Genomic DNA, 20507 nt, shown 5'->3' on the forward strand with positions numbered 1-20507 from the left:
CGGCAAGAACCGGCGTTGCGCAGCGTCAAGCCACTCGCGCGACGTCGTCCGATGTCTCCGCAGACGGGGTGAGGAACGAGAAGGCGCAGTCGCCGGGCCGGCGTCCCATCCGCTGCGTCATGAGCGCGCCGAGCAGCCCGAGCCCCGGGCCGGTCACCGGCGTACGCTCCATACCGACGTAGATGATCCCGCTTTCGTCGGCCTCGTCGGCGACTCTCTCTGGCGACGCAGCCACGCCAGCGCAGAACCCCCAGAGATCGGCGCGAAGGTCGATGGGGAGGTCTGTCCTCATGAAGACCAGCGGACGACGATCACCGGCCTTGTCGTACCCGAATGCCACCCCAGCGCCCGCGCCCTCGGGCATGGGAGGTGCGTCCTCGGGGACATCCTCCGCCATGCCGCCTAGCGATTCCGTGATCAGGGACCGCAGCGCCGTAATCGTCTCCTCGTCGCTGCGCCAGCCGTTCATCGGGCCCGAGGAACTGCCCTCGTAGAGAGCGGATACGTCAGCAACCACGTTAGGTAGATCCTCCACCACACTGTCATCGGGCGACGCCGATACCCCCGCATCCACGTCGATCTCCTGCGAAGCCGCTGCACAAAGATCGATGTCAGGCCGTGTACGTCCGATGCGCTCGGCAAGTGCCCGACGGATCACCTGCTCCTTTTCCGCGTCTGCCGAGCCGGGAACGATGAACAGGCAGGTTCGCTTGGTGTCGACCACGAGCGCAGCGCAGACTTTCTCGACAAGATCCTTCTCGATGACCTCCACCTTAAGTGCCCCCAGCAGAACATCCACCGGCAGCAGCCAGGCGTCGTACGTCCGCAGAGGCTCCACCCCAGGTACGGAGTTGCCGTCGATCGCGGGCTCACCATCATGAGAGTCGCCCACGCCTGCTCGACGGGAATTGTCCACCATGATCTTTCCTTTCGCCGTGTTTTGAGAGCAATCACCAGTCTTCACGTGGGGAAGACAGAGACGACGTAAAGTTCAAAAGCGTTAATCGCTCCCCGGTTCCACAGTCAGACTCGCGGCGACTAGAAGTAGCTGTCGCACCCAGGGCGCAGTTCTGCTGGGATGCATGGGCAGGTGCGCGACGGCCAACCCGTCCACCGTGCCGGAGCCGCTCACTGGGACTGACGATCCACCGACCAGCACAACCGGGACGGCAACACCACAGCCGCCCGCACACAGGCGCGTTCCGCCCAAGGCAGATAACGGACCGTGCGACGCTGATTCGGTAGGCCCACCCACTTCACAGAACATCAGTTCGACATGAAAGATGGGGCCATCGCGTGCCAGTTCGGCACGTCGCTCGTTGACAGCGCAGCGGAAGTAGACGGATCGGGCAGGCTGTTGGCCCTTGCCGATTCGCGCCGGGAGGGGCACCAATGGGCGATCGCAGCACAATCGAGTGGACTGAAGCAACGTGGAATCCCACCACAGGGTGCGACCGCACGTCCCCGGGCTGCGACAACTGCTACGCCATGGTGTTATCGCGGCGCCTGAAGGCAATGGGAGTGGCGAAGTACCAGGTCGACGGGGACCCCAGGACATCGGGCCCCGGCTTCGGCCTCACCTTGCACCAGGACGCGCTGGACGTCCCCCGGCAGTGGAAGGCGCCACGGACTGTGTTCGTGAACTCCATGAGCGACCTGTTCCACGCGAGGGTTCCGGTGGAATTCGTACGCCAGGTGTTCCAGGTGATCGCCGAGACGCCTCAGCACACCTACCAGTTGCTGACTAAGCGGGCACGACGGCTTCGACGAGTGGCGGATCAACTCGACTGGCCTTCCAACCTGTGGATGGGCGTCTCGGTCGAGAACGCTGATCACTTGGACCGGGTGGAGGACCTGCGGCAGGTACCCGCCGCGGTCCGCTTCTTGTCGTGCGAGCCGCTACTCGGGCCGCTAAGCGGATTGCGCCTCGACGGCATCGGCTGGGTCATCGCCGGCGGTGAGTCCGGACCCGGCCACCGACCTGTGCGCGAAGAGTGGCTCACCGAGATCCGCGACGTCTGCAACGACTCCGACGTGCCGTTCTTCTTCAAGCAATGGGGGGGCCGCACACCCAAGTCGGGTGGCCGCGAACTCGCCGGGACGATATGGGATGAGATGCCACCACGTCGGCCCGCCACAGTGCGGTAAGAGCCAATCTGTTCCAGATACCGTACGCACTCTGGTGACAAGCAGCTGCAGCGTGTGACCCTCTCTCCAGTGGGCTCTACGGGAGTGGGGGGACGAACATGGCCGTTCCGAAGGAGACCGTCTGGGAGCGCGATCCGCACACCGCAGCCAAGCATGACTTACTCAAGCGGTACCTCGAAGCGTGGGCGCCGATCCTGTTGTCCCGTCACGATGTGATCACATACGCCGAAGGCTTCGCGGGTGCAGGAGTCTACAAGGGGGGCGAGCCGGGGTCCCCCGTGATCGCTTACGACGTATTCGCCGGCGCCCTGGCCAGGTTTCCGAAGCGTATGCGCATGCTCCTCATGGAAGAAGACCCGCGGCGGGTCCGTGAACTGGAGCGTCAGATAGCTCTGGCTCAGGCAGGGCGTACAAGCGGCATAACGGGCCGCTTGACCGCCGACATACACCTGGGTGACTTCCACCCTGCCCTCCTGCAGGAGTTACGGAGCGCAGGGGCGCTCGGGAAACCCCTCTTCGTCCTCCTGGACAGTTTCGGGGGCCCTGACATCCCCTACTCACTGCTGCAAGAGCTGGGGCGCCTTCCGGGGACCGAGGTGATGGTGACCTTCGAGCCCGGCTTCCTGACCCGGTTCGCCGAGAAGCATGACGGTTACCGTAGGAGTGGCGACGACGCCTTCGGCAGCTCGGACTGGCAAGCCGTCTTCCGGCAGCCCCCCGCGGAGAAGTTCCCGTTCCTACGCGAGCAGTACCGGGACACCCTCCGCCAAGCTGGCTTCTCGCACACCCTGTACTTCGAGATGGTCGACGAAGGTGGTCGGAAGCTCTACCTGATCTTCGGCACCGGGCACGAGCTGGGCCTGGAGAAGATGAAGGACGCGATGTGGAAGGTCGACACCTCCTACGGCGTTCGCTACCGCGATCCGAGGGACACACAGCAGCAGGCCCTGGAGCTGGAATTCGAACCAGACACGGCCCCGCTCCGGCGGATTCTGCACGAATACATCGCGGCATCTCCCGAAGGGCGGACGGTGCCGGAACTCCAACGGTTCACCCTCTTGGAGACAGTCTATCGACCCGCCCAGGTGATCACGCTCCTGCGCCAGATGCGTGACGACGGAATATTGACGGCGGAGCCCCGAGCCATCAACACCAAGGCGCGGGTGGCCATCGCAACGGCCCCAATCCGCACCAAGCCAACCACGAATCAGGACGCTCTCTGGTAGAGGCCCACCCGCACCACAGCCGCACCAGGCGCGACGGTACGGGACGGTCAGCCACGGTCAGCACTGGCACCCTCATCTCGGCCTGAGCGTTCGCCGCCTGCCGCCGCATGACCGGCGGTCTGGAGCAGAACGCGCCGATCGGGGCGAGGATGGGCGGCCCGCATGGTGGCGCAAACCACGGTGAGCGCGGCAAGTCGCCCGGTGTCCAGGCCGAGGCCCGCCCCGTGCGCGCGCAGCCACCGCACCGCGCCCTTGAGGTCGTGCACCTGCTGCGGGAACGCCGCGTGCGGTGCGAGGCGGTAGTCGACGGAGACCACGCTCACGCCGTACGCCGCGAGCGGTGCCAGGCGTGTGGCGCCGTCGTCTCGAACCGCTGCCACTTGGACTCCCTGGGCAGGCCCTGCCGAGCGGCCCGCCGGATTCCAGCGTCGGCCGGCGGAGCGGTGGCCTGCCATTCAGTCCTCACTGACGACAGCGGGAGCGGAGCAGGCGGCTGCATATCCGGTTCCCACAGAAGCGAGGTGCCACCGATGCGCTCCAACCCGGGCCTCGCGGCCGTGTACAGGTCCGCCGCCGTCTCGCACAGCTGCACGAAGCGCTCGCGAAGGTCCTCTCGCCCCTTGCGGAAGGCCACTTGGGACTTCTCCACAGCGTCCTTGTCCAGTGCGCGCCACCCGAAGTAGACGCCGCCGACGCCCGTCACCGCTCCCAGGATGCCCAAGCCTGTCTCCGCACCCACGCGCGCACCCCCGGTCGGCGTTCTGACAGTCGCGTAGCCCTACCTTTCCTCGCGCCGCCGCACTCAGCCTCCGGTCACGGACCAGGCGCAGCAATCCGGTTGCCGCCGCGACGTACAGGCACGGCACTGTCTGCAGATACTCGTCCGTATTCGGCACAGCGGCTGCTCACTCTCGGCAGCATGCTGGTGCTGAAGTTCACCGCAAGTTCGACCGCTAAGAAGCCGTGGCAAGGACAGTACGGCCGTCACCCTGCGCGCCCGTGCGTGAAGTGCTCAGCTGCGCGTGGCCCGGTCCGCCAGGAAGAGGGCCAGAGGGCCGGCGGGGAGCAGGAACCGACCGTGCGTTGCGGCGTGCAGGGCGTCGGGCATGGGCCACCAGGTGAGTTTGAAGTCCTGCTCGGTGGGCGTGAGCTGTTGCGGTCCGCAGGTGAGGTCGCGGGCTTCGTAGAGGTGGACGCGGGCGGGTGAGGAGACGGTGAGGGCGTACGAGCCGAGTGGTCGCCACCTTGTGGCGGTGATTCCGGACTCCTCGCGCAACTCGCGCCGCGCGCATTCCTCGGGCGTCTCGCCGGCTTCCCTCCGGCCGCCGGGGAGGAAGAGGTAGTCGCCCCTGTGGGCTGGGAAGTGGGCGCTGAGAAGAGCTACGAGGCCGTCGTGGTCGCGGGCTACGACGACGGCCGCGTCGCGGACGGCTGGGGCATCGCTCATACCGGCCGAGGCTAGTGGGCATCAGCGGACCATCGCGGCGAACGGCACGTTCATGACGACTGGGTGGGCGATGCCGCGGCCGTGGTAGCCGTCTTCGCCGTAGGCGTCGCCGTGGTCGGCGCACAGGATGATCAGCCAGCGCTTCTTCGCGGTGAGGGTGGTGATCAGGCGGGCGAGGTGGGCGTCGGCGTAGGCGAGGGCGGCCTGCTGGGAGGCGGCGGTGTCGCGGCTGTCGCCGAGGTAGTGGCCGTGGGGGACGTGGGTGGCCGAGACGTTGACGAACAGGTAGACGGGGCGGCCGTCGTGGCTTTCGGCGATCTCCAGGGCGTGGTCGACCTGGTGGCGGGTGGAGTCGGGTTCGGGTGAACAGAACTCGGGACGCCAGTGGTCCTCGTCGAACAGGTCGGGCAGGACCGAGCCGAGCGGGGTCTCGCGGGAGAAGTAGGTGACGCCGCCGACGCAGATGCTGCGGTAGCCGTGCTGGGCGAGGCCGGCCACCCGCGGCAAAACCCACACCCAGGCCCTCCTCCGCCTCGCACGCCACCACACCAGCGTCATCTACGCCATGCTCCGCGACGGAACCTTTGACACACCACGCCAGCCCCAGACAGTCACCACATGACCACCTCGAACTTGGCGAAAGACACAGAGGCACCCCGCAACCGCATCCACTGCCTGTAGCGCGTCGGCATCTGGTTCCCAGGGGGCCACACTCGTCCCACCGCACCCAGATTGGTCACTCTCACAGGACAGGTGCTGGCGATCGGTCTATTATCCAACATGCGGATCGTAGAGCCTAGCAATTTTGCACCCTATGGCTCACGACCGAGGGGTCGTAGAGTTCTTGATCAATTCTGGCCAGTCGAAGGGAATGCCCCCTATGGACAAGGTAGAACAGGACGACACCGTGGCAGTCTCAGCACCCGTCGTCCCGTCGCCGGAGATGGACAGCGTCGCCCTACAGCGTTTGATCGCGGAGGTCCGGACGAGCGAACCGGTGATGTCTGGTAATTACAACCGGACCTACAACCGCCACAACCGCTAGAGGTCTGTCCTGAATCGGGACATTGATACCGTACTGGTCAAGACGGCTAGTCGGTGCAACCTGGACTGCGCCTACTGTTACGTCTACAACCTCGGTGATGAGAGCTGGAAGAGCCAGCCTCGCCGCATGACGGATGCGGTGATGAGTGCTGTCATTGATCAGTTGGGCGCACTCAGCCGGTCGCAATCGCGCCCGCTGAGCGTAGTACTGCACGGGGGCGAACCGCTCCTGCTCGGCATCGGCGCCACCGAGCGTCTCATCGAAGGTCTCAAGTCGACCTTGCGAGCAGATGCTGGTCTACACATCCAGACCAACGGCGTGCTGTTAACCGACGAATTTATCGACCTCTTCGATCGCTACGACGTGGGAATCTCGATCAGCCTGGATGGTCCGGCCGAATTGCATGATCGGAATCGCAGAGACCGACAGGGCGAAGGTTCGCACGAGCGGGTAGTGGCTGGGGTTGCTCGACTCGTCGCACACCCAGCGCATGAACGGTTGTTCAGTGGATTGCTCGCGGTTGTCGATCCGACGTCAGACCCCATCGAGGTGTATGAGTTCCTGAAGGCCACCAGGGCGCCATCTTTTGACTTCCTCTATCGGGACGGAAACCACGACGTCCTTCCTCCGGGGAAGAGTCAGACAGACTCGACCGAATACGGCGACTGGATGGTGCGCCTACTCGACCACTATCTCGCTGATCTGACCCCACCGCGAATCCGCGTGCTCGATGACCTCATCCGCCTCATCCTTGGTGGCCGTGGTCGCAAGGAGGGTATCGGGCAAGACGAGTACGGCATTCTTGTGATCGACACCGACGGTCGTATCACTCGCAATGATACGCTGAAGGTCGCTTATCCCGGCGCTGATCGCTTTCAGCTTGAGCGTTCAATCGTCAATCGAGACCTCCTTGACCAACTAGCTGGCACGGAAATCGACGAGTACTTTGCCCTTCAGATTCCGACATCCCCGACCTGCAGAGCCTGTCCGGAGTTGACGGTATGCGGCGGAGGAATGCCTGCGCATCGCTGGTCTGCAAAAAACGGTTACTCTAACCCGACCATCTTCTGTAGCGACCAACTAAGACTGATCTCATCTATTAAGGTCCGCCTCTTCACCGTCGCTAAGGGAAATAACTGACAGGAGGAGCCGCCGTGACAACCAATTCTCGGCCTGGACAAGACTCATTGCAGCAATCCAGTACGGCGGTGTGGCCGCGGCCCGATCTGCATCGCCGCGAGATGGCCGCAACTCCCTTTCGATACGCGACGTTGACTAAGTGTTTCACGCCACAGATCGGTGAGCGTGTGCTCGAATGGTTTGAGCGCGACGCGCCGTGGATCGCGAAGCGGACTGAGTTCTACGAGCAGTACGAGCTCAGCTGCTGGGATAATGCATCGCCAGCAGCTTCCTACCTGACGAGATACGACATCCTTGATGCCGTCGGCACCGCGATGACAGAAATGTTCGGATGTGATTTCGAGTCTGACGTCAACGTCGTATGCCATAAGCTCGTGCGCGGACATCGAATCGGCATACACAACGACTACCTCGTCGGAGAAGAGACGCACCGACTGACCGTCCAGCTCAACCGCGGTCTGGCTGACACTGATGGCGGCTTTCTGATGCTCTTCAACTCTGGCGACCCCGCTGACTTTCACCGTGTGCTGCGTCCGGAACACCTGAGCGCACTTGCTTTTGAAATCTCACCCCATTCTTTTCACGCAGTGTCCGAGATGCACGGTGGAGCGCGATACACGGTCATTTACTCGCTTAGGGCTCGACGTGGCTAACTCCCTCAGCCTGCGCCTTGACAAGGAGGAACCGCTTTGGTTCCCCGGACTGGCGGTGGAACTCGTTGCGGACTTCGTATCGCGCAATCAAGTTCAGCTGATTCTCGCCGAACAATATGGGACGTCTCGTTGGCTGGCGGGCGATGCGAAACCTCCCGCCCCTGATGGTGGTGACATTCGGTTTGGTCCCCACCTATCGCATATTGAATATTTACCCGCCGAGACAGCAGCAGGATTTGAGGGTCTGAATTTCGCTGACAGCCGTGATCCACAGATCCATAAGCTGATCCAAGCGGCAGCTGACGTGCTCAAGCATGTTCCGAGTATGACTGAAAATGTCGGCCGGGTCGTGAAGGCGATCCATCCACTTCAGTCTCTGAAGGACCACGACGTCAGCCACAGCACACCCGAGCTGCCATTCTCAATCTTTATCTCGATACCGAAAAAGGACGAGCGGGATGCATTACTCAGAGTGACCGAGTCGATCATCCATGAGTCAATGCACCTTCAACTTACCTTTATAGACTCCATCGAGCCTCTAGCCGTAGATGATCGCGTAAGTGGTTACTCGCCATGGAAGGATGAATTTCGGCCGGTCACCGGACTTCTGCATGGCCTCTACGTCTTTGCCGTCATCCACCAGGCGCTCGGCATTCTGGCGGGCGTACGCAGCGAATGGAGCCAATACTGCCACAAGCGCAGCGCCGCGATCGAACATGAAATCGCCTCTCTCTCGGAGACGCCGGAAGGACTTTCTGAAATAGGCATTGATTTGTGGCGGCGTTGTCTTGAAATTATTACAGCTTGAGAAAGGCATCTCGGCGGGGCCATTGGATAATTCCGCTGGCTGCCGAATCGGGGAAACTGGTAACCCCCATTTCGCCTACGGCGGTTCGTTCCGCGCTCGGAGTTCGCGGCCATCTCCCGCACCGCGTGCGGCTTCTCCTTGGAGGCGTCCGGGGTCGACCATGAGGCCTCCGCCGGGCACGAGACGGACGACCCCTACGCCCGCTGACTACGCGCAGGGCCTGCTCGACACCAACATCGTCATCCTGCGCAAAAAATGGATCGACCCCGCGGAACTCCCCGCCGAACTGGCGATCACCGCCGTCACCCTGGCCGAACTCTCAGCAGGGCCGCACGCGGTGCGTCGGAAGGAGGACCAGGACGACTACGACGAGCAAGCGGAACGCGGCCGACGCCTCGACATCCTGCAACGCGCCGAGAACGAGTTCGACCCCATCCCCTTTCGACACCGAAGCCGCCGCCATCTGCGGCAGAGTCTGCGCCGCCGTCATCGGCGCCGGACGCAAACCCCGCCACCGCGTCGCCGACCTCACGATCGCCGCCATCGCATTCGCCGAAGACTCTCTCCCCCTCTCCACCACCAACTCCGACGACTACAAGGGCCTCGAAGGCCTCCTCACCGTCGTACCGGTCACACGACCCATCGTCCTCCACGACCGGTAAGTCGTACTCGTCGCACCACGACCGCACCACACACAGCGGTAACCTGCGGACAATAGCGGCCAGACACGAGCGCGCGGACGTAAGGCACCTGGTGGTACAGGGGTCATCTGACCAGCAGATACGCCGACAGAGCCCCTGTGATTCCCAAGCTCAGAGCGCGGGTTCGATTCCCGTCATCCGCTCCATTGCACAGCCCCAGGTCGAAGACCTGGGGCCTTTTTGTCGTCCGGGCGGGCCGATTGAAGAACCCGCACGACTCGCGCACCGCATCTGGCGGTCAATTGGCGCCATTCGTTTCTGGGCGTTCCGGTGGATTCCGCGTCCGGCGGTGTACGTGAGGCCCTGAGCCGGAGGGACGGGCGGCGAACGGGCGTGCGCCGAGGGCATGTTCGGGCATCCGCGTCCCGAGCGGTGATGACTCCGCTACCGGTGGTTGCTAGGTTCGTGACTGTCGTACTGCCGTGGGGGTGGGGCGGATGGGGTTCAGCTGGAAGGGTGCCGTCAACAAGGTCGGGGACGGGATCGAGCACGGCGTCGACAAGGTCAAGAAGAAGGCCGGCGAGATCATCGACGACGGCGCCCACATCGTCGGCGACGGCCTGGACCACGTCGGACTCGACGACGCAGCGGACTGGGTCGAGGACAAGGGCGACCACATCGCCGACGACCTCGGCGCCCACGTCGCCGAGCAGCAACTCGGCCAGACCGACCAGCCCGAGGAGTTGCTGCACGGGGACCCGGCCAAGATCCGCGAAGCGGTCCTGCACCTGGCCAGGCTCTCCCTGGCCTTCGACACCGGCCACACCGGCCTGGCCCATCTCGACCCCGGGGACTGGGACGGCGCGGGCGCGGAAGCCTTCCGGGCCAAGTTCACGGCCCAGCCCGCCAAATGGGCCCACGCCGCCACCGCCTGCGCCGAAGCCGGACTCGCCCTGGAGACCTACGCCGAAACCGTCGACTGGGCCAAAGGCCAGGCCAAGGAAGCCGTGCGGCTCTGGAAGCAGGGCGTCGCCGCCCGCAAAACGGCCGCCGACGCGTACAACGCGGCCGTGGACACCTACCACGATGACGTGAAGGCCTACAACGACAAGGTCGACGACGGCACAGACCCCGGCGCCAAACCCGTCGCACCGGCGGCGTTCACCGACCCCGGCGCGAAGGACAGGCAGGCCGCCAAGGACACTCTGGACGCGGCCCGCAAGCAGCGCGACAGCGCCGCCGCCACCGCCGAGGCCAAGGTCCGCACGGCCACCGAACTGGCGCCGAAGAAACCGGACTTCACCGGCCGGATGGAGAACGACCTCGGCGACGTCGGCAGAGCCGCACCCATCGCCGTCGAGCACTTCGCCGGCGGCCTGGTCCGCTCGGTGACCGACCTGGAGAAGTTCGTCCGCGGCCTGAACCCCACCGACCCCTACAACCTCACCCACCCCGCCCAATACCTGACCCACCTCAACGCCACCGCCGCCGGCCTGGTCGACATGACCGCCCACCCCGAACGACTCCCCGGCATCATCCTCGGCACCGGATGGGGCTCCGACGGCTCCGAAGCAAGCGGCCGACTCGTCGGCAACATCCTGCTGGCCATCGCCACCGACGGCGGCAGCGCCGCCGGCAAAACCGTCGCAGAGGACGCCGCCAAGAACGCAGCAAAAGACGCAGCAGAACAAGCCGTCAAGAACGGGGCCCGCGCCGCAGCCGAAGACCCCGCAAAGAGCGCCATCGAACAAGCCGCGAAGAAGTGCCTCTCGGACCCGATCGACGTCGCCACCGGCGACATGATCCTCACCCAGACCGACCTCACCCTCCCCGGCACCCTCCCCCTGGTCCTGCAACGCACCCACCTGTCGTCCTACCGGATCGGCCGCTTCTACGGACCCTCCTGGGCCTCCGCCCTCGACCAACGCCTCGAACTCGACGACCAGGGAGTCGCCTTCGTCGCCGACGACGGCTCGATCCTGCTCTACCCCGTCCCGCAGCCCGGCGTCCCCGCCTTCCCCTCCCACGGCCCCCGCTGGCCGCTGGAATGGGACGGCACACCCGGCTCTCCACTCCGCATCACCAAAACAGAAGCCGGCCACACCCTCCACTTCACCACCGTCCCAGGAGCGACAGCCACGCCCGGCGGCCCGATGCCGCTACCGCTCACCGAAGTCACCGACCGCAACGGCAACTCCTACGCGATCACCCACGACGACGACGGCGTCCCCATCGAGATCCACCACAGTGGCGGCTACCACCTCACCCTCAGCAGCGGCAACGGCCGCGTGACCGCCCTGCGACTACTCGACCCCGCCGCACCCGACTCGCCCGGCACCTTCGTGCGGGCATACGCCTACGACGAGTCCGGCCACCTCACCGCTGTCACCGACTCCACCGCCGTCCCCTACCGCTTCACCTACGACACCGCCGGCCGGATCACCTCCTGGACCGACCGCAACGACACCTCGTACCACTACACCTACGACCACCGGGGCCGCTGCGTCGCGACACGTGGCACCGAAGGGTTCCTGAACAGCACTTTCAGCTACAACGGCGCCAGCCGCACAACCACTTACACCAACTCGCTCGGCCACAGCAGCACTTACCGACACAGCGCTGCTTATCGACTCGTCTGTGAAACGGATCCCCTCGGCAACACGACCACCCAGCAGTGGGACCCGGCCAACCGGCATCTCATCGCCACGACGGATCCGCTGGGGCACACGACCCGCTACGCCTACGACGAGGTAGGCAACCTCACGGAACTGCTCCTGGCGGACGGCTCGGTCGCGCATGCTTCCTACGATTCCCTTCACCGGCCCACCGCGGTCGTCGAACCGGGTGGGGCGACCTGGCGGCACTCGTTCGACGAGCGAGGCAATCTCCTCGTCGCAACGGATCCCTTGGGCGCGGAAACCCGACACGCCTACAACGCGTCGGGGCACCTGCTCTCCACTACCGACGCCGTCGGCCACACTCGGACATTCGCCACCGACTCCGCCGGGCTGGTGGTCGCGATCACCGACGAGGCCGGGCATAGGTCTGTCATCCGGCGTGATCCGTTCGGACACGTCGTGGAGGTCGTCGATCCTCTCGGGCTCACCACCCGCACGAGTTGGACGCCCGAGGGCATGGTGGAGCGGCGCGAGCATGCCGACGGTTCCAGGGAATCGTGGACCTGGGATGCGGAAGGCAACCTGACCAGCCATACCGACCCCGCCGGCAATGTCACCCGCCACACGACCACCCACTTCGACCTGCCCGCTACACGGACGGATCCGGACGGCGTGACATACGCCTTCGCCTACGACTCTGAACTCCAACTGGTCGGCGTGACGAACCCCCAGGGGCTCACGTGGTCCTACCAGTACGACGAGGCGGGGCGCCTGGTCACGGAGACGGACTTCAACGGCCGTCGTCTGGCGTATTCCTACGACGCCTCGGGCAACCTGACGTCCCGAACCAACGGCGTGGGCGACGTGCTGCGCTTCGCACGCGACGCACTCGGCCGTGTCACCGAGCAACGTACGGACCTGGACGGCACCACCTACCAGTACAGCGTTTCCGGTCATCTGACAGGCAGCGTGAACCGCGACGCGGTGGTCGCCGTCGAGCGCGACGCCCGCGGCCGCGTACTCGCGGAGACGGTCAACGGCCGGACGGTCACCTTCTCGCGGGACGCACTCGGGCGTGTCACCTGTCGAACCACGCCGTCCGGGCTGACATCGCTGTGGACCTACGATCCGACAGGCCGACCCTCGGCGATCGCCGCCGGCACGGACTCCTTGACGTTCGCCTACGACGCAGCCGGCCGGGAGCGCGAGCGGCGCTTCAGCGAGAGCATCGGGCTCACGCAGTCCTGGGACCCCGTTCACCGCCTCACCGAGCAGACAATCCGGAGGCGTGGCGACGGAGACGACCGGCTCATCCACCGCACGTTCGCCCACCGCGCCGACGGCTACCTCACCGAGGTGAGCGACCTCTCTTCACGCACACGTCGGTTCGGACTCGACACTATGGGCCGGGTGACCGAGGTGCGTGCCCATGGTTGGAGCGAGACGTACGCCTACGACGCGGCCGGCAACGTCACTCACGCGACGGCACCCGCCCATGAGGCGGCTGGCGAACGCGCCGTCAGCGGCACCCTCGTACGCCGGGCCGGGCATACGACGTACGTACACGACGCGCAGGGTCGCCTGATCCGAAAAACCCGCAAACTGCTCAGCGGGCAACGCCGCACCTGGACGTACTCGTGGAATGCCGAGGACCGCCTCACCGAAGCAGTGACGCCGGACGGACGGCGCTGGCGCTACGCCTATGACCCGCTGGGACGCCGGATATCCAAGCACCGCCTGACCGAGGGCGGCTCGGCCGCCGACCGTACGGACTTCACCTGGGACGAGACCCGCCTGATCGAGCAGCGGGCGGCCGACGGCCAGGTGACCACGTGGGATTTCACCCCCGGCACCCACACTCCGCTCGCGCAGAGGAACCGCGGACCGGTCGGTTGGAGTGACAACGAGCCCTTGCGCGCCGTCATCACGCACCACTCGTCCACCAGCCGCAGCACGCGTTTCCATGCCGTGGTCACGGACTCCGTCGGTACGCCGACCGAACTGGTGACACCCGAGGGAGAAGTAGTCTGGAAGCGAAACCCGACTCACTGGGGCACATCGCTTCCAGTCGAAGCGGAGGTCACTCTCGTTGACTGCCCGCTCCGTTTCCCCGGGCAGTATGCGGACTCCGAAACGGGCCTCAACTACAACTATGCCCGCTACTACGATCCTGAGATCGCCAAGTACATCAGCGCGGACCCGCTCGGCCTTGAGCCGGCGGACAACCACCACGCCTACGTGCTCAATGCGCTGAACTGGTCCGACCCGCTCGGCCTCAATCCGAAGTGCGGGATAGACCTCTCGAACGCGACTCCGCACCAGGGGAGATTCCCGAAGTCCGCCAATCCCGATGAAATTCTGGTGCGCCGCAAACAGGATGGAAGCGTAACCGCGTACGCGGTCTACGGCAGAGATGGACTCCCGGTGAAGCGGGTAGATGTGGACCCGGACTCCGCACCGCACGGCGGCGTTCCGGCGCCCCATGTGCTTGAGACGCACAAGAACGTCAACCCGAGGACAGGACAGACGTTCCTGACATGGGATAAGATGCCACGGCCCGCCAGGCCTGACGAACTTCCGCAATAAGGAATGCCGCATGAACCCGATGAGAGACCCTCAGATCAGGGAATGGACGGAATCGACGGGTCACCGCGCCGACTACATCGACTTCCTTTCCCAATCCACTGGAATAGCTGAATGGATTGCCCTGTCGCGCGTGTTCCTGCCGGAATTCGTCGAGGTGGACGGGTGCGTCCTATGGGATCGATCATACGATCCCGAGAATTTCGGCACCTGGCGCTCCACACTGGACGGCGACGTCACGGCAATCGAAGCCACCCTGAATCAGCTCAAGCTGTATCTGTACGTCGACATCGCCGACGACGCCACCTCGCGCGCCAACGCGCTGTCCCTGGCTGAGGACATCGCAACAGTGTGGCGGATCCGTCTGACGACGACTTTTCCAAGAAGAAGCTTTTCTGTCCAGGCGATGGACACCGAGGACGGTCCAGTCGTGTCCTTCGTCAGCGAACGCCCCGGCAGCGCCGTTTCGTGAGGCCTTCCGCCCTACCCGGGCGGGGAGCAGGACAACCTCGGCAAGCGGGTCGACCTCGCGGGGGCCATCCCCGCACGGGCCGGGGAGCAGCCCGACTGAACGACACCGAGCCACTCCCGCACCAGCTCCAGCGGTACACCACGGAGAACCACAGCCAGGCGCGGACATCGAACGTAGACCCACCACTGGGCACAAGCGCCAGCTGACCTGCAGAGACGCCACCAGAAGCCCCTGTGATTCCCAAGCTCAGAGCGCGGGTTCGATTCCCGTCATCCGCTCCAAAAAGTAAATGCCACAGGCCGATTGCCTGGGGCATTTCGTCATCCAGAATTAGGCTCACCGCTTAAATGCGATCGCGAGCGCTCTGCTACGGGTTGAAATCCCAGGGATTGGTCACCATAGCGCCGGTGCGCTCCAGATGCTTGATATTGCGACTGGCAACGGTCCAGCCGTTGGCCAGCGCGGTGGCGGCGATCAGGGCGTCCGGCGGGTCGATGCTCGTGCCGGCGGCCTTCAGCGCCTTGTGGACAGCAAGGTAGGCCGCGGCCTCCCGTTCGCCGATCGGCGCGATGCGGTCCCGGTACTCCAGCCGAGCTGTGGCGAGGACTTGGGCATACCTGGCTTGCCGAGCCGGGTCCGGGGTGGCCTCCACGCCAGCTTCGATCTCGGCCACGGTGATGACACTCAGACAGCGATTGGGCCGCGCGGTCGAACGGAGCCAGGCCACGACACGAGGGTCGGGCCGAAGACGCGTCGTGAGTTCCGCGACGACGTTGGTGTCGAGCAGGTAGATCACCGATCGCCCGCCTGGTCGTCGTCGTAGGACCGTCCGCCGAACTCCAGCCCTTCGAAGGGCTGGGACAGCAGGAACTCCTCGAAGCCGTCAGTGGCCAGCCGCACCCATCGGCTCAGCATCTCCGGCAGCGCCTCAAGCTCAGTGTCCGCAAGCTCCGCGTCGAAGTGCCGGGCCTGGTCATCCGGGAGGGACTCCCGGATGTCGCGGATGGTCCGCAACGGATGCGCCGTCGCCGCAGACCTGGACGAGCGCGGAACGCCGCCAGGTGCAGTGGTCATCTTCTTCCCCCTTCGCCCCACGTAGGCTGCCGTCTCATACCAGGTTAAGGGCACCGGTCACCTCCACGGGCAAGGAGTCGGCGCCGAAGCCTCCCGAGCCGCGAGTCGCCGCACCACTACCGCACCAGTAGCAGCGGTACACCAAGGCCAACCAGAGTCAGCGCGGACCTGCCCTGCCCTCCCCGCGGGAACGGCGGCAGCCACGTGAGCTGGACGGACGCGAACCAAGTACCCGTGATTCCCAAGCTCAGAGCGCGGGTTTGATTCCCGTCATCCGCTCCATTGGTAAGCCCCAGGTCGGAGACCTGGGGCTTAATTCATTGAGGCTCGATTACCTCCCCGCCAATTCCCGGTGAAAGAAATTCCAACGCCTCCTCCTGCCGGAGTGCAGCGGCCCCGCCACCCAGATGTCTCCACGCCGCCGGCTGGAACGTCCGAGCCGCACGGGCGTGCCGGGGTGGTCAGGTGGCTTTGGGTCGCGAGCGCCCCGGCATTGCCGGCGTTGACTGCGGGTCTTGGCGCGTTCGCGGACTTGGACAGTCGGCCTCCTCCTGGTCGTGGACCCAACTCCGGACCTCGATGACGGCAGCCACCCGGCGGTCACAGCGCTCGTTTGCCCACCGACACCGCCCCCACGGACTCGTAGCACCGTGAGACACGACGCGCTACACTCGGGTCATGAAGACCATCACTCAGCGCGAGTTCCGCAACAACTCCGCGGCCGTCATGGACGCCGTCGAAGCCGGCGAGACTTACCACATCACCCGTAACGGCACCGAGGTCGCAGAGCTGCGCCCCCTTCACCGCAGACGTCGCCTGAGTGCCGAAGAACTGGTGGAGCGGCACCGCAGACTGCCGCGCGTCGACGCCGCCCGCATGCGACAGGAAGCGGACGAGTTCTTCGGGACCGAAGACCGTGCCGGCGACGACGACCCCTGGCAGCGCAGCCATGGCTGAGCGCCACCCGGCCGGTGTGCTCGACACCTGCACGTACATCGATCTGGACGTGCTCGACCCGGCGGACCTACCAGCGGTACCCGAACTCACCGCCATCACGATGGCCGAGTTGCAGCAGGGGGTCGCCATGGCCAAGGACGCTGCCGTCCGAGCCGCTCGCATGGAAAAACTGGGCGCGGCAGTCGCCGATTTCGACCCCCTCCCGTTCAACGGGGACGCAGCCGCCCGCTACGGCACGCTCGTCGCGCTTGCCATCGCCGCAGGCCGCGATCCACGCCCTCGGAGGATGGATCTCATGATCGCCGCCATCGCCTCCGTCCAGGGCCTCCCCCTGTTCACCCGCAACGCCGACGACTTCAAGGGGCTGGACAGCTCCCTGACCGTCGTCGCCGTCTGACGGACCCGCCCGCACCACTCGCAGCGGTACACGACGGTCAACCTCGGCCAGCGCTGGAGGCTGCGGCGCACCCGCTGGTCAGCCCGAAATCGCGCTGACCAGCACCTACTTCACGACGGCCCACGTGATTCCCAAGCTCAGAGCGCGGGTTCGATTCCCGTCATCCGCTCCATTGCACAGCCCCAGGTCAGCAGCCTGGGGCTTATCTGTTGTCTAGCCCAATTCAAGGACCGCGCACCACTTGCGCACCACATCGGGCGGTCAACTGGCGCCACGCGGCGTTCGAAATCGGAGTCTCGTCGAATGCTCATACGAGACAGTTCTCGAATTGCGAGACGGACTTCATGTGACGTGCACCACCAGCCTAAGCGCTCAGCAAACACGGACAGTTGGCCCTCTCGATTCGGTGACCGCGCCCTTCCATCAGCAAATTCCCTTATATACGCGGACAGTTGACCTTCCGGAAGTGCACGCGGACACCGCGGCGCCAGCCACGCAGTGTCGCGACGGAGGACGTTCGGGGGCCGGCACGGCTGCGTGTCGGCCGGCAGCACCCCGAAGCGCGCTCTACCGCGACGCGCTCCGCCGCCGGCCACCGCGTCAGCTGCGCACCGGCACTGGCGAGTCGGCCCATCTCCAGGCCCGGTGTCCCACCGGAGTCGACCCCCGGACCCCCGGAACGCAGCGCACGAGGCAGAACGCGACGCCACAAAACGGCGTGCTGGTCCGCGTCCCCATGGTCAACGGCTTTGCGCATGAATTACCGGAGGAGTTCATTCGAAACGGCTGCGGAATCCCGGCCCAGAGCATGCAATTCCGATCCCGCAAAAACAGTGGGTACATCCGCCCACCGAACGATCCAACCGGGGAGGCGAGGCGAGAGCCCGGTCCACCTCAGCGAGCGTGTCAGGCAAGTACGCCCTCCGACCAACCGTGTCGAAGGCAGGGTAGCTGCTCCACCGAGGCTGCTACGGGTTGAGATCCCAGGGATTGATCACCGCGGCGCCTGTGCGCTCAAGGTGCTTGATGTTGCGGGCTGGCCACGGTCCAGCCGTTGGCCGGCGCGGTGGCGGCGATGAGGGCGTCCGGCGGGTCGATGCTCGCGCCGGCGGCCTTCATCGCCTTGTGGACAGAGAGATAAGCCGCCGCCTCGGGCTCGCCGATCGGAGCGATGCGGTCCCGGTATTCCAGCCGGGCAGCCGCGAGGATCTCGGCGTACCGGGCTTGCCGTGCGGGTCCGGGGTCGCCGCTACGCCGGCTTCGATTTCAGCGATGGTGACGACGCTCAGGAAGCGGTCGGGCCGCGCGGTCGAACGCAGCCAGGCCACGACGCGGGGATCGGGCCGAAGTCTCGTGGTGAGCTCCGCGACGACGTTCGTATCGAGCAGGTAGATCACCGATCGCCTGCCTGATCATCGTCATAGGAGCACGCCCCGAAATCCAGTCCTTCGAAGGGCCTCGACAACAGGAAATCCTCGAAGCCGTCGGTCGCCAACCGGAGACAACGCGCACCCCATGGCCCCTCACCTCCGGTCTTTATCGGAGTCCCTGCCTCGCATCAGGCGGTCGGCGGGCGACACAGCGCTACGTGCCCGACACCGTGACGGTGCTGGTCCTGCTGCCGCTGGCGAGTTCCTGGGAGCGGTAGCGGTCGTCGTCGCGAGGCAGGTGCTCGACTGCGGCGAGGAAGTCGTGGAAGGCCCGGTCGGTGCGGGTGGTGTCGGCGGTGGCGTCGAGGTCCATGAGGAGACCGCGGATGACGGCGAGGACAAGCGTCGCCAGCTCCGGCCGGCCGATGCTGCGCAGGCCGTCCTCGAGCGGCCCGAGCCAATCGGTCGTGGCGGTGCGCCGGAAGTCGGGCCACAACCGCTGCACTGCGCTCTCGCGCAGCTGACTGAACATCCGCAGGTACGGCCGCCCGTCCGAGCCGGTGATCGAGGTCCAGGCGCGCTCCAGGGTGACGGTGTAGGGCTCGTCGGGTCGCACTCGCAGGAGGTCGCCGAACGTGTCGAGCTGACGTTGGCGCGCGTGCCCGAGGACGGCCCGCAACAGTGCGTCGCGGGTGCCGAAGTGATAGATCAGCATTCGGGCCGACGTGCCGGTGGCGGTCGCCAGCGGCTCAAGCCGGTCGGGGAGGCCGTGCGCGAGGGCGTAATCGGCGCAGGCGTCGAGCAGCCTGTTCTTGATGTGTGGCTGCGGTCGTCTGCCCATGGCGACATCTTTTCCCGTAACGACGGCTACGTCTACCGTTGATCGAAAGGCGGTCAAGGCAGACGTGGAGGTAGCGATGAGGGTCGTGTTCGTGCATGGGGCGTGCGTGCGGGACGGGTCGTGGTGGTGGCACCGCACCGCCGAGCTGCTGCAGGAGCGGGGGGTACTGAGCGTGGCCCCGGCGCTGCCGAGCTGCGGCGAGGCGGGCCTGCCCGGAGGCGCCGACGGTTCGGGGCTGCCCGAGGACGTCGCGGCGGTGCGGCAGGCGCTGCTGGACAGCGCCGAGCCGACCGTTGTGGTCGCCCACAGCTACGGCGGCATCGTCACTGCGGAAGCCGCCGCGGGCATCGGGTCGGTACGCCACCTGGTGATGGTCTCCAGTTACCTGCCCGAGGTCGGGCAGAGCCTGTCGGAGTTCGGGGACGGCAGCCCCGCCCCATTCCTCGACGTCGACCCCGGCGCCGGCACCTTCGGGGTTCGCCCCGAGCTGCTCGTGGACACATTCCTGCAGGACTGCGCCCCCGAGGTCCGGACGCAGGCGGCGGACCACCTGGCCCGGCAGAGCGCGAAAGTGATCGGGCAGCCAGTCGGGGCGGCCGCATGGCAGCAGGTGCCCTCGACCTACCTCGTCTGCGCCCAGGACCGGGGCACCCCGCCGCGCCTACAGCGCGAGTTCGCCCGCCGGGCCGGCAACGTGGTCGAACTCGACGCCGGCCACCACCCATTCCTGTCCCGGCCCGCCGCCGTCCGGGACCTGCTGATGAGCGTGTGACGGCAGCAACCGTCCGCCGAGAATCCAGTGCCGCCCCTCCAGTGCGCGCTGAAGGGCGCGTTCGGATGCCGTGGGGTCCTCCGCTACTTGCGCAAAGCCTCCAGGCCGGCAGCTCTCACCCCGCGTGTCGGCGGCAAGAAGAGCGGTGGCTTCGGGTGAGGTGACGATCCGACGCGCGGTCTCTTCCGGGTCCTCGACGTCAGCTCGTTCCTGCAGTACGCGCCAGCCGCACGGCGATTGAGGTCGAGTGGGAGGATCCGTCCCCGGCGTAGCCCAAGGAGTCCTGGACGAGTCGGACAACCTGCCAGTCGCCGA

General features: G+C 65.7%; 20 protein-coding genes and 1 pseudogene. 12 read left to right on the forward strand and 9 right to left on the reverse strand.

The window, feature by feature from the left end:
* Window positions 1–25: 25 nt before the first annotated feature.
* Window positions 26–919 (reverse strand): hypothetical protein, encoded by an 894-nt coding sequence (locus OG900_18670; protein WUH91930.1) that lies wholly within the window; start codon window positions 917–919, stop codon window positions 26–28.
* Window positions 920–1392: 473 nt separating this feature from the next.
* On the opposite strand from OG900_18670, the gene OG900_18675 reads away from it, so the two are divergent.
* Complete coding sequence (locus OG900_18675; protein ID WUH91931.1) at window positions 1393–2148, forward strand: phage Gp37/Gp68 family protein; 756 nt, start codon at window positions 1393–1395, stop codon at window positions 2146–2148.
* 98 nt (window positions 2149–2246) lie between these two features.
* Window positions 2247–3374 carry a three-Cys-motif partner protein TcmP gene (locus OG900_18680; protein ID WUH91932.1) on the forward strand — a complete coding sequence of 376 codons (1128 nt, stop codon included), beginning with the start codon at window positions 2247–2249 and terminating at the stop codon, window positions 3372–3374.
* A gap of 47 nt (window positions 3375–3421) precedes the next feature.
* On the opposite strand, the gene OG900_18685 is transcribed toward OG900_18680, so the two are convergent.
* From OG900_18685 to OG900_18700, 4 genes are all read right to left on the reverse strand, one after another.
* The gene (locus tag OG900_18685) at window positions 3422–3691 is read right to left on the reverse strand and encodes an alpha/beta hydrolase fold domain-containing protein (protein ID WUH91933.1); all 270 of its coding nucleotides are present in this window, start codon (window positions 3689–3691) and stop codon (window positions 3422–3424) included.
* Between the two features lie 2 nt (window positions 3692–3693).
* Entirely contained in the window at window positions 3694–4095 is a 402-nt protein-coding gene (locus OG900_18690; GenBank protein ID WUH91934.1) for a hypothetical protein, read from the reverse strand.
* Window positions 4096–4386: 291 nt separating this feature from the next.
* A complete protein-coding gene (locus tag OG900_18695) occupies window positions 4387–4821 on the reverse strand; it encodes an NUDIX hydrolase (GenBank protein WUH91935.1) in 435 nt (144 codons plus the stop codon).
* A gap of 21 nt (window positions 4822–4842) precedes the next feature.
* Complete coding sequence (locus OG900_18700; GenBank protein ID WUH91936.1) at window positions 4843–5379, reverse strand: sulfatase-like hydrolase/transferase; 537 nt, start codon at window positions 5377–5379, stop codon at window positions 4843–4845.
* Window positions 5380–5701: 322 nt separating this feature from the next.
* Between OG900_18700 and OG900_18705 the strand changes: the two genes are divergently transcribed.
* The 7 genes and pseudogenes from OG900_18705 (at window position 5702) to OG900_18735 (ending at window position 14781) form a co-directional block, all read left to right on the forward strand.
* Window positions 5702–5866 (forward strand): hypothetical protein, encoded by a 165-nt coding sequence (locus OG900_18705; protein WUH91937.1) that lies wholly within the window; start codon window positions 5702–5704, stop codon window positions 5864–5866.
* Window positions 5867–5899: 33 nt separating this feature from the next.
* Complete coding sequence (locus tag OG900_18710; protein WUH95825.1) at window positions 5900–7006, forward strand: radical SAM protein; 1107 nt, start codon at window positions 5900–5902, stop codon at window positions 7004–7006.
* A 14-nt stretch (window positions 7007–7020) separates the two neighbouring features.
* A complete protein-coding gene (locus OG900_18715; protein WUH91938.1) occupies window positions 7021–7659 on the forward strand; it encodes a 2OG-Fe(II) oxygenase in 639 nt (212 codons plus the stop codon).
* On the forward strand, window positions 7652–8467 hold the full coding sequence (locus OG900_18720) for an HEXXH motif-containing putative peptide modification protein (GenBank protein WUH91939.1): 816 nt from the start codon (window positions 7652–7654) through the stop codon (window positions 8465–8467). Before OG900_18715 ends, OG900_18720 begins: the two co-directional genes overlap by 8 nt.
* A gap of 160 nt (window positions 8468–8627) precedes the next feature.
* Window positions 8628–9129, forward strand: a pseudogene (locus OG900_18725) (type II toxin-antitoxin system VapC family toxin).
* A gap of 476 nt (window positions 9130–9605) precedes the next feature.
* Complete coding sequence (locus tag OG900_18730; protein WUH91940.1) at window positions 9606–14312, forward strand: polymorphic toxin type 24 domain-containing protein; 4707 nt, start codon at window positions 9606–9608, stop codon at window positions 14310–14312.
* Window positions 14313–14322: 10 nt separating this feature from the next.
* On the forward strand, window positions 14323–14781 hold the full coding sequence (locus OG900_18735; GenBank protein WUH91941.1) for a hypothetical protein: 459 nt from the start codon (window positions 14323–14325) through the stop codon (window positions 14779–14781).
* 367 nt (window positions 14782–15148) lie between these two features.
* Here OG900_18735 and OG900_18740 read toward each other — a convergent pair whose 3' ends face one another.
* Window positions 15149–15577, reverse strand: coding sequence for a type II toxin-antitoxin system VapC family toxin (locus OG900_18740; GenBank protein WUH91942.1), 429 nt, complete (start codon window positions 15575–15577; stop codon window positions 15149–15151).
* The gene (locus tag OG900_18745; protein ID WUH91943.1) at window positions 15574–15855 is read right to left on the reverse strand and encodes a hypothetical protein; all 282 of its coding nucleotides are present in this window, start codon (window positions 15853–15855) and stop codon (window positions 15574–15576) included. The genes OG900_18740 and OG900_18745 overlap by 4 nt, the downstream gene beginning before the upstream one ends.
* A 678-nt stretch (window positions 15856–16533) precedes the next feature.
* Between OG900_18745 and OG900_18750 the strand changes: the two genes are divergently transcribed.
* Together OG900_18750 and OG900_18755 are read left to right on the forward strand one after the other, a co-directional pair.
* Window positions 16534–16812 (forward strand): type II toxin-antitoxin system Phd/YefM family antitoxin, encoded by a 279-nt coding sequence (locus OG900_18750; protein WUH91944.1) that lies wholly within the window; start codon window positions 16534–16536, stop codon window positions 16810–16812.
* Window positions 16805–17209: a type II toxin-antitoxin system VapC family toxin gene (locus OG900_18755; protein WUH91945.1), complete on the forward strand. Its 405-nt coding sequence runs from the start codon at window positions 16805–16807 to the stop codon at window positions 17207–17209. Before OG900_18750 ends, OG900_18755 begins: the two co-directional genes overlap by 8 nt.
* Before the next feature lie 1115 nt (window positions 17210–18324).
* Here the strand turns inward: OG900_18755 and OG900_18760 are convergent.
* Both OG900_18760 and OG900_18765 read right to left on the reverse strand, forming a co-directional pair.
* Window positions 18325–18606: a hypothetical protein gene (locus tag OG900_18760; GenBank protein WUH91946.1), complete on the reverse strand. Its 282-nt coding sequence runs from the start codon at window positions 18604–18606 to the stop codon at window positions 18325–18327.
* Window positions 18607–18793: 187 nt separating this feature from the next.
* Window positions 18794–19420 (reverse strand): TetR/AcrR family transcriptional regulator, encoded by a 627-nt coding sequence (locus tag OG900_18765; protein ID WUH91947.1) that lies wholly within the window; start codon window positions 19418–19420, stop codon window positions 18794–18796.
* 76 nt (window positions 19421–19496) lie between these two features.
* Between OG900_18765 and OG900_18770 the strand changes: the two genes are divergently transcribed.
* Entirely contained in the window at window positions 19497–20192 is a 696-nt protein-coding gene (locus OG900_18770; GenBank protein ID WUH91948.1) for an alpha/beta hydrolase, read from the forward strand.
* Window positions 20193–20507 lie beyond the last annotated feature (315 nt).

This window comes from Streptomyces sp. NBC_00433 (genome assembly GCA_036015235.1).
Lineage (GTDB): Bacteria > Actinomycetota > Actinomycetes > Streptomycetales > Streptomycetaceae > Actinacidiphila.